The sequence below is a fragment of the Leisingera sp. ANG49 genome, from assembly GCF_059694505.1.
Window position 1 is genome coordinate 236,188 of record NZ_JCATZN010000004.1, and the last position, 13,595, is coordinate 249,782.

The 13,595-nt window shown below is 64.6% G+C and carries 9 protein-coding genes and 1 tRNA gene; 2 read left to right on the top strand and 8 right to left on the bottom strand.

The window, feature by feature from the left end; all coding sequences use genetic code 11:
- Nucleotides 1–40: 40 nt before the first annotated feature.
- The 4 genes from gltB to AC58NV_RS15070 all read right to left on the bottom strand — a co-directional run bounded on the left by gltB (nt 41) and on the right by AC58NV_RS15070 (nt 7,402).
- Entirely contained in the window at nt 41–4,573 is a 4,533-nt protein-coding gene (gltB, locus tag AC58NV_RS15055; protein WP_497227846.1) for a glutamate synthase large subunit, read from the bottom strand.
- A 12-nt stretch (nt 4,574–4,585) separates the two neighbouring features.
- Nucleotides 4,586–5,398 (bottom strand): hypothetical protein, encoded by an 813-nt coding sequence (locus AC58NV_RS15060; RefSeq protein WP_497227847.1) that lies wholly within the window; start codon nt 5,396–5,398, stop codon nt 4,586–4,588.
- A gap of 32 nt (nt 5,399–5,430) precedes the next feature.
- Nucleotides 5,431–5,865: a GFA family protein gene (locus AC58NV_RS15065; RefSeq protein WP_497227848.1), complete on the bottom strand. Its 435-nt coding sequence runs from the start codon at nt 5,863–5,865 to the stop codon at nt 5,431–5,433.
- Nucleotides 5,866–5,962: 97 nt separating this feature from the next.
- Entirely contained in the window at nt 5,963–7,402 is a 1,440-nt protein-coding gene (locus AC58NV_RS15070) for an NAD(P)-dependent oxidoreductase (RefSeq protein ID WP_497227849.1), read from the bottom strand.
- A 242-nt stretch (nt 7,403–7,644) separates the two neighbouring features.
- Between AC58NV_RS15070 and AC58NV_RS15075 the strand changes: the two genes are divergently transcribed.
- A complete protein-coding gene (locus AC58NV_RS15075; RefSeq protein WP_497227850.1) occupies nt 7,645–8,451 on the top strand; it encodes an undecaprenyl-diphosphate phosphatase in 807 nt (268 codons plus the stop codon).
- 70 nt (nt 8,452–8,521) lie between these two features.
- On the opposite strand, the gene AC58NV_RS15080 is transcribed toward AC58NV_RS15075, so the two are convergent.
- Nucleotides 8,522–9,511 (bottom strand): complex I NDUFA9 subunit family protein, encoded by a 990-nt coding sequence (locus AC58NV_RS15080; RefSeq protein ID WP_497227851.1) that lies wholly within the window; start codon nt 9,509–9,511, stop codon nt 8,522–8,524.
- 211 nt (nt 9,512–9,722) lie between these two features.
- Between AC58NV_RS15080 and AC58NV_RS15085 the strand changes: the two genes are divergently transcribed.
- Nucleotides 9,723–9,809: transfer RNA gene (locus AC58NV_RS15085), tRNA-Leu, on the top strand.
- A gap of 139 nt (nt 9,810–9,948) precedes the next feature.
- Here the strand turns inward: AC58NV_RS15085 and AC58NV_RS15090 are convergent.
- The 3 genes from AC58NV_RS15090 to AC58NV_RS15100 are packed head-to-tail and all read right to left on the bottom strand — an operon-like array spanning nt 9,949 to nt 13,523.
- A complete protein-coding gene (locus tag AC58NV_RS15090; protein WP_497227852.1) occupies nt 9,949–11,424 on the bottom strand; it encodes a heme biosynthesis protein HemY in 1,476 nt (491 codons plus the stop codon).
- Nucleotides 11,425–11,434: 10 nt separating this feature from the next.
- On the bottom strand, nt 11,435–12,745 hold the full coding sequence (locus tag AC58NV_RS15095; protein WP_497227853.1) for a COG4223 family protein: 1,311 nt from the start codon (nt 12,743–12,745) through the stop codon (nt 11,435–11,437).
- A gap of 52 nt (nt 12,746–12,797) precedes the next feature.
- Entirely contained in the window at nt 12,798–13,523 is a 726-nt protein-coding gene (locus AC58NV_RS15100; RefSeq protein WP_497227854.1) for a uroporphyrinogen-III synthase, read from the bottom strand.
- Between the last annotated feature and the right edge of the window lie 72 nt (nt 13,524–13,595).

Consider the following 13,595-nt stretch of genomic DNA (forward strand, 5'->3'; position numbering starts at 1 on the left):
CTATTGCCTGCGGGGTTCAGCTTTCCGTCTCTAACCCGGTTTATTCCGCCGGAACAGCTGCCTGCTCCTGCATCACCGGATGCGGCAGCTTGTCCAGCATCTCCTTCGGGCAGACCTGCAGGAAGTTCGCCTTCTCGCTCTCCCAGTGCTGCAGGATCTCCGCGGCCTTGCGGCTTCCTGTTTCATCCAGGTGGCGGGCAATCAGGCCTTTCAGCTCTGCTTCCCAATGGGCCACGGTGACCGGGCAGGTGACCAGGGATTCCATGTTCATCAGGCTCTCGGCCTTGCCCTCAGGATCATAGAGATAGGCCATGCCGCCGGTCATGCCCGCGCCGAAGTTGGCACCGATCGAGCCGAGGATCACCGCAACGCCGCCGGTCATGTATTCGCAGCCGTTGGAGCCGCAGCCCTCGATCACCACCTTGGCGCCGGAGTTGCGGACCGCGAAACGCTCGCCCGCGCGGCCGGCCGCAAACAGGTGGCCGTCGGTGGCGCCGTACAGCACGGTGTTGCCGATGATGGTGTTCTCGCTCGCCACCAGCGGGCTTACCTGCGGCGGGCGCACCACGATGATGCCGCCCGACAGGCCCTTGCCGACATAGTCGTTGGCATCGCCCGACACTTCCAGCTTCAGCCCCGGCGCCGCAAAGGCGCCCAGCGCCTGGCCGGCAGAGCCCTGCAGCTTGACCGTCAGGTGGTCCGGCTGGAACGAATTCCGCATGCCGAAGTTGCGCACGATATGGCTGGAGGTGCGGGTGCCCACGGTGCGGTGGGTGTTCTGCACCGCATAGGAAAGCTGCATCTTCTCGCCGTCCTGCAGGAAGCGGGCGGCGTCGCGCACAATCTCCGCATCCAGCGTATCCGGCACCGCGTTGCGGTCCTTGTCGCGATTGTAGACGATATTGGCGGAGCCATCGACGGTGATCAGCAGCGGGTTCAGGTCCAGATCATCCAGATGGGCAGAACCGCGCGACACCTGCGCCAGCAGGTCGGCCCGGCCGATCACCTCATCCAGCGAACGGGCGCCGATGGAGGCGAGGATCTCACGCACTTCCTGAGCGTAGAAGGTGATCAGATTCACCACCTTGTCCGCACTGCCGGTGAACTTGGCGCGCAAGGATTCGTCCTGGGTGCAGACACCCACCGGGCAGGTGTTGGACTGGCACTGGCGCACCATGATGCAGCCCATGGCGATCAGCGCCGCGGTGCCGATGCCGTATTCCTCGGCGCCCAGCATGGCCGCCATCACGATGTCACGCCCGGTGCGCAGGCCGCCGTCGGTGCGCAGCGTCACCCGGTCGCGCAAGTTGTTCATCGCCAGCACCTGATGCGCCTCGGTCAGGCCCATCTCCCACGGCAGGCCCGCATATTTGATCGAGGTCGCAGGCGACGCCCCGGTGCCGCCGTTGTGGCCGGAGATCAGGATGATGTCGGCCTTCGCCTTGGCCACGCCCGCGGCGATGGTGCCAACGCCGGAGGACGCCACCAGTTTCACCGTCACCTTGCAGCGCGGGTTGATCTGCTTCAGGTCGTAGATCAGCTGCGCCAGGTCTTCGATCGAGTAGATGTCGTGGTGCGGCGGCGGCGAAATCAGGGTCACGCCCTTGGTCGAGTGGCGCAGGCGGGCAATCAGGTCGGTGACCTTCATCCCCGGCAGCTGGCCGCCCTCGCCGGGCTTGGCACCCTGGGCCACCTTAATCTCCAGCTCTTCGCACTGATTCAGGTATTCCGCGGTCACTCCAAAGCGGCCCGACGCCACCTGCTTGATCTTCGCAGACGGGTTGTCGCCGTTCGGCTCAGGCACGAAGTGTGCCGGATCCTCGCCGCCCTCGCCGGAGTCGGACTTGGCGCCGATCCGGTTCATCGCCACGTTCAGCGTCTTGTGCGCTTCGGGCGACAGCGCGCCCAGCGACATGCCCGGAGTCACGAACCGCTTGCGGATCGAGGTGATCGATTCCACTTCCTCAATCGGTACCGCCTTGCCCAGCGGCTTGATCTGCAACAGATCGCGCAGGTGGATCGGCGGGTTGCTTTGCATCTTCGCCGAATACTGCTTCCACAGCTCATATGAGGCTCTATTACAGGCCATTTGCATCATATGCATGCTGGTGGCTTCCCAGGCGTGGGTCTCGCCCGACTTGCGCGCCTTGTAGAAACCGCCGATCGGCAGGATGCCTTCCGGCGCCTTCCAGGCCTTGGCGTGGATTTCCTCTGCTTTGGTCTGGATGCCGGTCACACCGATGCCGGAGATGCGCGAGGTCATGCCCGGGAAAAACTCGGCGCACATGGCTCGGGACAGACCAACGGCCTCGAAGTTCAACCCGCCGCGGTAGGAGGACACAACCGAGATCCCCATCTTGGCCATGATCTTCAACAGACCCTGGTCGATGGCTTCGCGGTAGCGCGCGACGTTCTCGGTCAGGCTGCCGTCCAGCAGCCCGCGCTCGATACGGTCGGCCAGCGAATCCTCAGCCAGATAGGCGTTCACAACGGTGGCGCCGCAGCCGATCAGCACCGCAAAATAATGCGGGTCGATGCACTCCGCGGACCGCACGTTCAGCGAGCAGAAGGTGCGCAGCCCCTTGCGGGTCAGATGCGAATGCACGGCAGAGGTGGCCAGGATCATCGGCACCGCCACCTTGTCCGCATTCGAATACTGGTCGGTCAGCACGATATGGCCGGCGCCGGAACGCACCGCCTCCTCGGCCTCGGCCCGGATCCGCGCCAGCGCCGCATTGAGCGAGCCGCGGCCCGGTTCAAAGGTACAATCGATCTCTGCCAGCGGCGCGTTGAACTGCTCCACCAGCTTGTCCCACTGAGCGTTGCCGACAAACGGGCTCTCCAGCACAATGATCTCGGTCTGGCTGCTGTCCTCGTCCAGCACGTTCTTCAGGTTGCCGAAGCGGGTCTTCAGCGACATCACCCGGAATTCGCGCAAGCTGTCGATCGGCGGGTTGGTCACCTGGGAGAAGTTCTGGCGGAAGAAGTGGCTCAGCGGGCGGTACATCTTGGACAGCACCGCAGACGGGGTGTCATCGCCCATAGAGGCCAGCGATTCCTTGCCGTCCTCGGCCATCGGCGCCAGGATCTGCTCCAGCTCCTCGATGGAATAGCCGGCCGCAACCTGGCGGCGGCGCAGTTCTTCGCCGCTGAACAGCGGCTGCTCGGTCACCTGGGCCAGGGTCGCGTCCAGATCGTTGATCCGCTTGACCCAGTCGCCGAACGGCAGCGCCCGCGCCAGCTTGTCCTTGATCTCGGTGTCGCGGAACAGCTTGCCCTTCTCCATGTCCACGGCCAGCATCTGGCCCGGACCCAGGGCGCCCTTCTCGACCACCGATGCCTCGTCAATCGGCACCATGCCCGCTTCGGAGCCTGCAATCACCAGCCCGTCGCCGGTCACCACATAGCGCATCGGGCGCAGGCCGTTGCGGTCCAGGCCCGCGCAGACCCAGCGGCCGTCGGTCATCGCCAGCGCCGCCGGGCCGTCCCAGGGTTCCATCACGGAGTTGCAGTAGGAATACATGTCGCGCCAGGCCTGCGGCAGCTCCACCGCCTGCTTGGACCAGCTTTCCGGCACCAGCATGGTTTTCGCCATCGGCGCCGAACGGCCCGCGCGCACCAGAACCTCGAACACCCCGTCCAGCGCGGCAGAGTCGGAGGCACCGCCCGGCACGATCGGCTTGATGTCCTCGGCATAGTCGCCAAAGGTCGCCGACGCCATGCGGATTTCATGGCTCTTCATCCAGTTCAGGTTGCCCTTCAGCGTGTTGATCTCGCCGTTGTGCGCCAGCATGCGGAACGGCTGCGCCAGCCACCACTGCGGGAAGGTGTTGGTGGAATAGCGCTGGTGATAGATCGCAAAGGCGGACTCAAAGCGCTCATCCATCAGGTCAGGGTAGAACACCGCCACCTGCTCAGCCAGCATCATCCCCTTGTAGATGATCGAACGGCAGGACAGCGACGCGATGTACAGGCCCGAGATCGCAGCCGCATTGGCGGCCTTCTCGATCCGGCGGCGGATCACATAAAGCTCGCGCTCAAAGGTTTCCTCGTCCACGCCCTTGGCGTTGGAAATCAGGATCTGCTCGATCTCGGGGCGGGTCGCATTGGCCTTCTCGCCCAGGCAGGTCACATCCACCGGCACATGGCGCCAGCCGTAGATGGAATAGCCCATGCGCAGAACTTCGGTCTCGACGATGGTCCGGCAGCGCTCCTGGGCGCCGAAATCGGTGCGCGGCAGGAACACCTGGCCCACCGCCATCAGCTCATCCTGGCGCGGCTCGTGGCCGGTGCGGCGGATCTGGTCATAGAAGAACGGAACCGGGATCTGCACATGGATGCCCGCGCCGTCGCCGGTCTTGCCGTCGGCATCCACCGCGCCGCGGTGCCAGATCGCCTTCAGCGCGTCGATGCCGGCCTCAACCACCTTGCGGCTTTTCTTGCCGTCAACCGAAACCACCAGGCCCACGCCGCAGGAGGAATGCTCTTCCTCTTCGGAATAGAGACCATTTTCGGCCATCCACTTGCGCTTGTTTTCCTCGGCCTTGACCCATGCGGCATCAAATTTGGTCATGACGTTCTCCGATTAACTGATGGCGCAGCGTGCAGCTGCGGCCGGTTGACTGTGCAGATCCAGGGCGCGTTCGCCCCAGGCGCGGGGCACCGCGCGGATCCGTTGCATAAGGGTTTTCACCCGGTCCTGATCGTCCTGCCAGACGGCACCGATCACCGGGTAAAGGACGCCCGCTTCGCGCAGCGGGTCGATGACATCGTGGCTGTCGCGGTCAGCCAGGTAGTGATGGATGCCGGGCCCCTGCGGGAAGGCCTGCCAGTGCAGCGCATCCTCAGGATTGTTGCGGCCGTGCAGAAGCGTGTACTGCACCTGCCCGCCCATCGCCTGCTCCAGCGCCGGGCGGCTGAAATCCGTGATCCGGCTGCGCGCCCCGATCCAGCGGCGGTCGGCCGGGAAAGTCTCCGGGCGCGGGCAGTACTGCGGCGCCAGCGCCAGGGCGCGGCCGGCGCCCAGCTCCGCGGCAAAGGACAGCGCCCCGTAGCCGCCCATCGACACCCCGACCGTCATCAGGCGGCGCAGGCCGTGCTGCCGGACATAGCCGGAAACAGCCCGCAGGATTGCAGCCGCAACGCCAGCGCCCTGGAACCAGCCCTGGCGGCGGTCGGTGACAAAGATGCAATGGCGCGCGCCGCCGTCCGAGGCGCTGGCGGCAAATTCCAGCAGCCCGCGCTTGGCGGCGTTGGCATGATAGCTGGTGAACACGATCATGCCGCCGTCGCCGCGCCCTTCCAGCGCACGGATCTCCACCGCCGCATCCGCGTGGAGGCGGCGCGATCTCAGGCGGAACATCGCCTGGCGGAGGGATTTGCGGATCATCAGCGGCATGGCGGTCAAGTCAGCAGCGGGCCGGGCGGGCCTCAGGCCTCTCCTTCAGCGGTTTCGGCAAACATGGCGCGGCACTCGTCGCCGGTCATCCGCCGGTGGGCGCCGGCAAAGGCATAGCCCGCGGGCTTCTCGTCGATGAAGAATTCCAGCTTAAGCTCGGTGCCGCCTGCGTTCTCGAACAGGCCCGCCGACATCTGCGTCTGGCCTTGCATCTTGCCCGGCGCGGTCATCCGGTACCACAGCACCGATCCGCACTCGCCGCAAAAGGCGCGCTCGGCCCACTGCGAGGACTGATAGGTCCGCACCGGACCCAGCGCGGCGTAACCGGTGTCGGCCTGAAAGCTCAGGAACGGGCCGCTGGCCCAGCGCTGGCACATCTCGCAATGGCAGGCAGTCACGGATGCCTGAACCGGCGTCGCGGTGACGCTTACCGCGCCGCACATGCACTGTCCCTGCAATTCGCTCATGTCCATTGTCCTTTTGCTGGCTGGGTCAGCAATGCTGACCTTGGCGCTGCTCTGGTTCTTCCCGCCGGTGCACAGGCGGTGTACGGGGGGTGCCGGGTTATTCCGCGGCCACCGCGGCCTTGCTGTTCAGTTTCTCGATGATCGCTTCGGCGCAGTCGCGGCCGTCCTTGATCGCCCAGACCACCAGCGAGGCGCCGCGCACGATGTCGCCCACCGCATAGACGCCGTCCAGCTCGGTGGCGCCGGATTTGAACGCCGCCTTGACGGTGCCCCAGCGGGTCACCGGCAGCTCCGGCTGGTTCCACAGGGTGGGCAGCTCCTCCGGCTCAAAGCCCAAGGCTTTAATGACCAGATCGGCCTCTTCCACGTAATCCGCGCCTTCAATCACCTCCGGCGCCTGGCGGCCCGAGGAGTCCGGCTGGCCCAGGCGCATCTTCTGCACCATCACGCCAGCGACCTTGCCGCCCTCGTCGGTGAAGCCCTTGGGCGCCGACAGCCATTCAAAGATCACGCCTTCTTCCTCGGCGTTCTGGGTCTCGCGCTGCGAGCCCGGCATGTTGGCGCGGTCGCGGCGGTACAGGCATTTGACGCTGGTCGCGCCCTGGCGGATCGAGGTGCGCACGCAGTCCATCGCGGTGTCGCCGCCGCCGATCACCACAACCTTCTTGCCCTCAGCATTCAGGCTGCCGTTGTCGAACTCCGCAACTTCGTCGCCAAAGCTCTTCTTGTTCGAGGCACACAGGAAATCGATCGCCTTGACGATGCCTTCAGCACCGCTGCCCGGCATCGCCAGATCGCGCGATTTATAGACGCCAGTGGCAATGATCACCGCGTCATGCTTGCCGCGGATTTCCTCAAACGAGATGTCCTCGCCCACGTTGCAATTCAGCACAAAGGTCACGCCGCCGTCGGCCAGCAGCTTATTGCGGCGCTCGACCACGTCCTTTTCCAGCTTGAAGCTGGGAATGCCGTACATCAGCAGCCCGCCGGCCCGGTCATAGCGGTCATAGACGGTGACCTGCACACCCGCTTTGCGCAGCATGTCCGCCGCCGCCAGGCCGCCGGGGCCGGCGCCGATGATGCCGACGCTCTCGCTGCGTTCGGCCAGCGGTGCGGCCGGTTTGACCCAGCCGTTTTCCCAGGCGGTGTCGGTGATGTATTTCTCCACCGAGCCGATGGTCACGGTGCCATGGCCGGATTGCTCGATCACGCAGTTGCCTTCGCACAGGCGGTCCTGCGGGCAGATGCGGCCGCAGATCTCCGGGAAGGTGTTGGTGGCCTGCGAGGTGGCATAGGCCTCTTCCAGGCGGCCGGTTGCGGTCAGGCGAAGCCAGTCGGGGATGTTGTTGTGCAGCGGGCAGTGGCTCTGGCAGTACGGCACACCGCACTGGCTGCAGCGGCTGGCCTGCTCCTCTGCCTTGGCAGCAGCGTACTCCGCGTAAATCTCATTGAAGTCTTCCTTGCGTACACTCGCGTCACGCTTTTGAGGCATGTCGCGTTCGATCTGCACAAATTTCAGCATCGGTTGCTTGGCCACGGGCTGGACTCCATCGTTTGTCTGGCTGCGCAGGCACCCTTGCAGGTACTGATACGCTTTTATGTCAACTATGCTGACCTATTTTGCCAGCGCTTTATTCCTGATACCGTGTTTCGGGAAAATGTACAGAATTTTTAGGTCCATATCGGACCTTAATATCCGCTTTCCAAACCAGAGGCGGGATTTATACAGAGTCGCGATAGTTTACGGCCCATCCGCGGCCAGCGAAGGACGATTTCAGCATGCCGCTTTTCCAGCTTATCCTGGTTGCGTTGATCCAAGGCATCACCGAGTTCCTGCCTGTTTCCTCCTCCGGCCACCTGATTCTGCTGCCCGGCCTCACGGGACTTGAGGACCAGGGCCAGGTGATCGACGTCGCCGTGCATGTCGGCACCCTGGCCGCGGTGATGATCTATTTCTGGAGCGACGTGCGTGACGGGCTGATCGGCCTGCCCCGCGCCCTGACCGGCCGCACGGACACGCCGGGATCCCGGCTCGCCATGGGGCTGATCGTGGCCACCATCCCCACCGTCCTGTTCGGCGCCCTGCTGCATTTCACCGGCCTCAGCGATGGTCTGCGGTCGATCACCGTGATCGGCTGGACCATGCTGGGCTTTGGTTTGGTGCTCTACTGGGCCGACCAGAAAGGCGCCGAAGTGAAACAGGCCGGCGATTGGGGCCGGCGCGATGCGCTGATCATGGGGCTGTGGCAGATGCTGGCCCTGATCCCGGGCACCTCACGCTCCGGCATCACCATCACCGGCGCGCGGCAGTTGGGATATACCCGCGAGGACGGGGCCCGCATTGCCATGCTGATGTCGATCCCGACCATTATCGCCTCGGGCGTGCTGCTGGGAACCGAAGTGGCGCTGGAAGCCAACACAGCGCTGATGCGCGATGCCGGCATTGCCGCCGTTCTGGCCTTGGTCTCGGCACTGGCGGCGCTCAGCCTGATGATGCGGCTGCTGCGCTCCGTCAGCTTCACGCCCTATGTGATCTACCGGGTGATCCTGGGCATCGTGCTGCTGACCATCGCCTACGGCAGCTGATCCGCAAACGAAAAGCGCGGGGCAATCCCCGCGCTCATAAATCCCTAAATCCGGAAAAGTGTTCCGCAGATCAGGTGCCGTTGCGCAGATTGCGGGCAGAGCCGGTCATCTCGTCATACTGGCCAGAGGGGCGGAACTTCCACAGGTAGTCCGGCAGCACCGAGCCAACGGTCACCGGGTCGATGCCCAGATCCGCAAACCCCTTGGCGCCATCCGCAACCACGTTGTCCGACCGCAGGCTTTTCAGCTGATCGCGGGTCAGCATCTTGTTGTCAATCAGCTGGAAGCTGACGAACTGCAGCATGTCAAAGCCGAAGGCCACCAGTTTCGCCGCAAATCCCGGCAGCGAAAGGATGACTCGGCGGCGGTGGATCACCTTCAGCATCTGCTCCATCAGCGCGCGGAAGGTTTTCACCTCCGGGCCGCCCAGCTCGTAAACGCCGCCTTCAGCCTCGCCCTGCGCACCCTTGACCGCAGCCTTGGCCACATCATCCACGAACACCGGCTGGAACTGGGTGCCGCCCGCAGCAATCGGCAGGAAGGGCGACAGGCGGGTCATGCCGGCGAAACGGTTGAAAAAGCCGTCTTCAGCCCCGAAGATCACCGAGGGACGCAGGATCACCGCACCCGGGAAATGCTGCTGCACGGCAGTTTCGCCGGCGGCCTTGGTGCGGGAATATTCGCTGGCGGCATCCGCATCGGCGCCAATGGCCGAGATATGCACAAGATTGGCAACGCCCTGCTGCGACGCGATGCGCGCGATCCGGCCCGCGCCCTCTGCATGGATGGCGCCAAAGGTGTTTTTGCCCAGCTCGTTCAGCACGCCGACACAGTTCACCACTGCATCTGCCCCCTGCATCACAGATGCGACCGACATGTCATCACGGACGTTGCAGAACACCGGCTCCACCTGGCCCGGAACGCCGTAAGGCTTCACATGCATGGCTTCATTGGGACGGCGCACGGCGACCCGCACCCGCCAGCCATCCTTGGCCATGCGCCGCGCGATGTAGCGGCCCACGAAACCGGATCCGCCATAGATCGTGACCAGTTTGGACATCTTTTGGCTCCTGAACTTAGCTGCCCCTATGCCTTAGCGCCGCAAGAGGCGCCGAACAAGGCGCAAATGGCCGCTGCAACGGCTCAACCGGCCTGCCTGCATCAGTTTTTTGGCCCCTGCGGCCACGACCTGAAAGTCCAGGGCGGAAAATCCTGAAGAATCCGTTTGACGCCCCCCGGCAAGCTGCTTATACGCCCGTCTCACGACACCTGCCCAGGTGGCGGAATTGGTAGACGCGCTAGCTTCAGGTGCTAGTGTCCGTATGGACGTGGAGGTTCGAGTCCTCTCCTGGGCACCATTCCCCGAAAAACAACTGAACACTGCCAGCGAGAGACATCTGTGCTTGCGGGTAGCGTGCCGTTTCAGCCGTGCAAAATGAAAGACGGCAGGACGCGCCTGCCGTTCTTAAAAAGCCTTCATTTGATCCGGGACCGGTGTCAGTTCACCTCTTTGACAGCATCCTGTGCCGCGTCGTCAGCTCCCTCCGCCGCGTCCACAATCTCCGCATCCTCGACCGGCTCCGCAGTCTTGTCCTCAAGCGCTCCGGTGATCAGCGGCAGCATGTGGGCCGCTGCATGGCTGGCCACCTCCGGCGTTTCCGGGCGCTTCCAGGACAGGGTGTCGAAGCTGGTGCAATGCTCGCAGACCGGTGCCCATTCCGCGTGGATGTGGTTGCAGCTGTCGCAGACCCATTGCGGTCCGCGCGGCGCGGTCAGCGCCTTGGCCAGCCAGCCCTGCACCACCTTGTCGCTGGCGCCTTCACCGCGCTCGATTGCGGCCATCAGCGTCAGCGCCCGAGCATCCGGCGCCCGTTTTGCCAGGTCATTCAGCCAGCGGCGGGCTTCGGGAAAGTCTTCGGCAACGATGTTGAGCTCCGCCATCACCAGCCGGGTTTCGTCATTCAGCGGCTTGATACGCGCCAGCTGGTCGAACCGTTTGACGCGCTCGGCGGCGGTTTCCTCCGGTTCGATTTCGGCAAAGGCATGGGCCAGATCCGGATGCGGCTGGCTTTCCCAGGTCTTTTTCAGCAGCCGAACCGCCGGACGCTTCTTGCCCTTGGCGAGATAGGCGCGCGCCGCCATTGCGGCGGCGGGGACCAGATCCGGCGACAGGCGGTTCGCCTCGATCGCCTGCTCCTGCTGCTCGACCGTCGCGCCTTCCTCCAGAATGCCCTTTGAAGCCGACAGCGCCAGCACCGCATCGCGACGCTTGTACACATCGCGCGGCAGGGTGCCGGTCTTGAGCTTGGTCGACAGCGTCTTGCGCGCGCCGGCCCAATCCTCGGCCTGGGCCTGCAGGCGCAGCAGGGTGTCCTGCATTTCCTCATGCTTGGGCCGCAGCGCCAGCGCCTTCTCGGCCAGCTGGCGAGCGGTGTCGGTGTCACCTTCGGAAAGCTTCTGTTTCATGATGCCGCGCACCCCGACAAAACGGGTCGGCTGGTTCGACAGCAGGCGCTTGTAGGCCTCCGCCGCCTTGTGGGTATCGCCGCTCATTTCTGCCGCCTGGGCCACCAGCAGATCGGTCAGCTCCGGCTTCTGCAGGTATTTCTCTGCCCGCGCCGCCTTGGCCAGCGCCAGCCGCCCTTCGCCAGAGGCCAGCGCCATCAGTCCGTCGGACAGCGCCTGATAGCCTTTGCGCTCGCGCCCCTTGTCCCAATAGCGCGACAAGGCGGTTTCATCGCCATTCAGGAAATGCAGGGTGGCAACCAGCAGCGACAGCAGCTTGAGGAACAGCCAGACGCCAACAACCAGCACGCCCAGGGCAATGACCGATTGCAGCGCGCTCAGCGTGTATTCGGTGCCGGCGACGGTGATCTGCATCCCGCCGGCGGTTTCCATCAGCAGGCGGCCCCCGAAAGCCAGAAGCGCGACGATTGCGACAAATACGAGGATCTTCAACAACGACCAGAGCATGGCGGCTTCCTTATTTGGCTTGCAGGCTTTGGGCCAGTTCAGCGGCCGCCGTCACGGCAGCCACCCGCGCATTTGCCGCGGCTTCCCAATTGGACAGGGCGGCACGGGCCGTTTCGGGCAATGCGGTCACTTCATTCAGCGCATCCCGCAGCTTGCCTGCGGCCACTGCGGCCTCGGCACGGGACAGAACCGCATCCGGGCCGTCCCCTTCCTGCGGAGTCACAGAGCGGGCACCCAAATGCCGGTTCACGTAGTCCAGCAGGCCGCCGCTGCCCTTGGTTTCTTCGCGGGCTGCGGCCAGCGCCTCCCGCGCCGCAGGGGCAAAGCTGTCGCGCAAGGAGGAGATGGTGGCGACACCGCTGTCTGCCGGGCCGGACAGGGCCGCGGGCACGTCCACGCCGAGGTTCGAAAGCTCCTGCACATTGGCGGCATAGCTGTTGCCGCTGTCCAGGGCCGACCGCAGCTGCGCCAGCTGGGTCTGGGCGCTGGCAATGCGGGCAGCCTCGGCACTGGCGGCATCCATTGCCTGAGCCTCGGCCAGCATCTGCTCGACTTCAGCGCGCTGCGCGGCAAGGCTGTCCTGCAGCTTGGCCAGTCCGGTTTCAAACGCGGCCACAGCCTCGGGCGAGGCGCCTTCCGGCGGCCGGGTTTCCAGCGCGGAGATTCGGGCGGCCAGTGCGTCCAGATCCGCCCGCAAAGCCGCATCCGGAGCAGGTGCGTTCTTCAGCGGCTCAATTTCTGCCGTCAGGGTGTCAATGCGCGAGGCCAGCGGTGCAAGGTCGGGCGCCTGATTGGCCTCAACCTGCTGTTTCAGTTCGGCAAGGGCCGCCTGCAACTCTGTCTGGCCGGTCTCAAGCGCGGTCAGATCAACGCCGCCGCGCATGGACGCAGGCAGGACACTGTCGAGCCAGCCGCCCTGGCCGGCCACAAAGCCGATCACCGCAGCCACGGCACCGCCCAGAACCGCAGCGCCGAAACCGCCGCGCTTTTCGACCACGCGTTCAATTTCGCGGGGCGCTTCCGCTGCGGCAAGCGGCTCAACCGAAGCCTCTTCCCGCTCCGCAGCGGTGTCCTGGCCGAAGGGCGAAATCTCGGTCTCGGTCTCGGTCTCGGTCTCGGTCTCGGTCTCGGTCTCGGTCTCGGTCTCGGTCTCGGTCTCGGTCTCGGAAACCGGCGACCCTACATCCTCAGAGGAGTCAACAGTCTCGGCACTGGTTTCATCCGCCGCATCCCGTTCAGAGGTCTCTGCAGCATCCTCAACCGGCTTGGTTTCACCGGGGCCGGGCTCAATCACGTCTTCCGGATTTTTCTTGTCAGCCACGCCGGCCTCCCCCTCGATTCCTAAAAATTCATTCCTGCGAACCTGCTGGACCCTACTCCGCGCGCCCCTCGCCCTCAAGCCGGGACAGCTGCGCTGCGGCATCAAGGACAGCCGCGGCCATGGCCGGTGCATCCGGCGCCTTACTTACGCGCAACTCCTTGCAATTCAAGCCATTCAGCGGTTCTGCAACTGCCTCGCTAAGCGCAATCAGATGCAAATGCGAGGCATCCCCGCAGAGATTGGCAAAATGGCGCGCAGTCCTGGGTGAAAATAGCGGCACGATCGCGTCATTTCGCGCAGCAAGCACGGCTTGCGCCTCCTCCGTCAGCGGCAGAAGCACCTGATCATACACGATTTGCTCTTCACAGGGGAGGCCGCCATCTGTCAGCCGCTGCGCGATCGCCCCCCGCGCATGGGCACCGCGCAGATGCAAGAGCGGCGCGTCCGGGCGCTTTTGCAGCAGTGCAGCCGTCAGCTCGTCGGCACATTGCCCCAGAAACTCCGCCTGCCAGCCCATTTCTGCCGCAGCCTGCGCCGTGCGTTCCCCGACGCAATAGGCAGGCAGCCGCACAAGGGTTTCACGTGAAGCGGCTTCGGCGCCGTTGGCTGAGGTGAAAATCACTCCCTTGACGCCGCGCAGTTCAATCGGTGCCTGCACCTGCTGAATTTCCATCAGCGGGGTATAAATCACCCGAATTCCGGCCAGCGCCGCCGCAGGCAGCCCAGCAACGAAACGCTCTGCCGCTTTCAGCGGTCGTGTGATCAGCAACGGCACCATCACAGGGCTCCCGGGATTGTTTGCAACCCGCTTCGGTGGTAGCCCCGGCGGCAGTTTGATGCAACGGTAAGG

What these genes read in the sequence shown, in the direction of transcription:
- AC58NV_RS15060 (WP_497227847.1), bottom strand. Translation starts at nt 5,398, where the DNA reads ATGCCGCTGATGATCCGCAAATCCCTCCGCCAGGCGATGTTCCGCCTG.
- AC58NV_RS15090 (WP_497227852.1), bottom strand. Translation starts at nt 11,424, where the DNA reads ATGCTCTGGTCGTTGTTGAAGATCCTCGTATTTGTCGCAATCGTCGCG.
- AC58NV_RS15100 (WP_497227854.1), bottom strand. Translation starts at nt 13,523, where the DNA reads ATGGTGCCGTTGCTGATCACACGACCGCTGAAAGCGGCAGAGCGTTTC.
- gltB (WP_497227846.1), bottom strand. Translation starts at nt 4,573, where the DNA reads ATGACCAAATTTGATGCCGCATGGGTCAAGGCCGAGGAAAACAAGCGC.
- AC58NV_RS15065 (WP_497227848.1), bottom strand. Translation starts at nt 5,865, where the DNA reads ATGAGCGAATTGCAGGGACAGTGCATGTGCGGCGCGGTAAGCGTCACC.
- AC58NV_RS15080 (WP_497227851.1), bottom strand. Translation starts at nt 9,511, where the DNA reads ATGTCCAAACTGGTCACGATCTATGGCGGATCCGGTTTCGTGGGCCGC.
- AC58NV_RS15075 (WP_497227850.1), top strand. Translation starts at nt 7,645, where the DNA reads ATGCCGCTTTTCCAGCTTATCCTGGTTGCGTTGATCCAAGGCATCACC.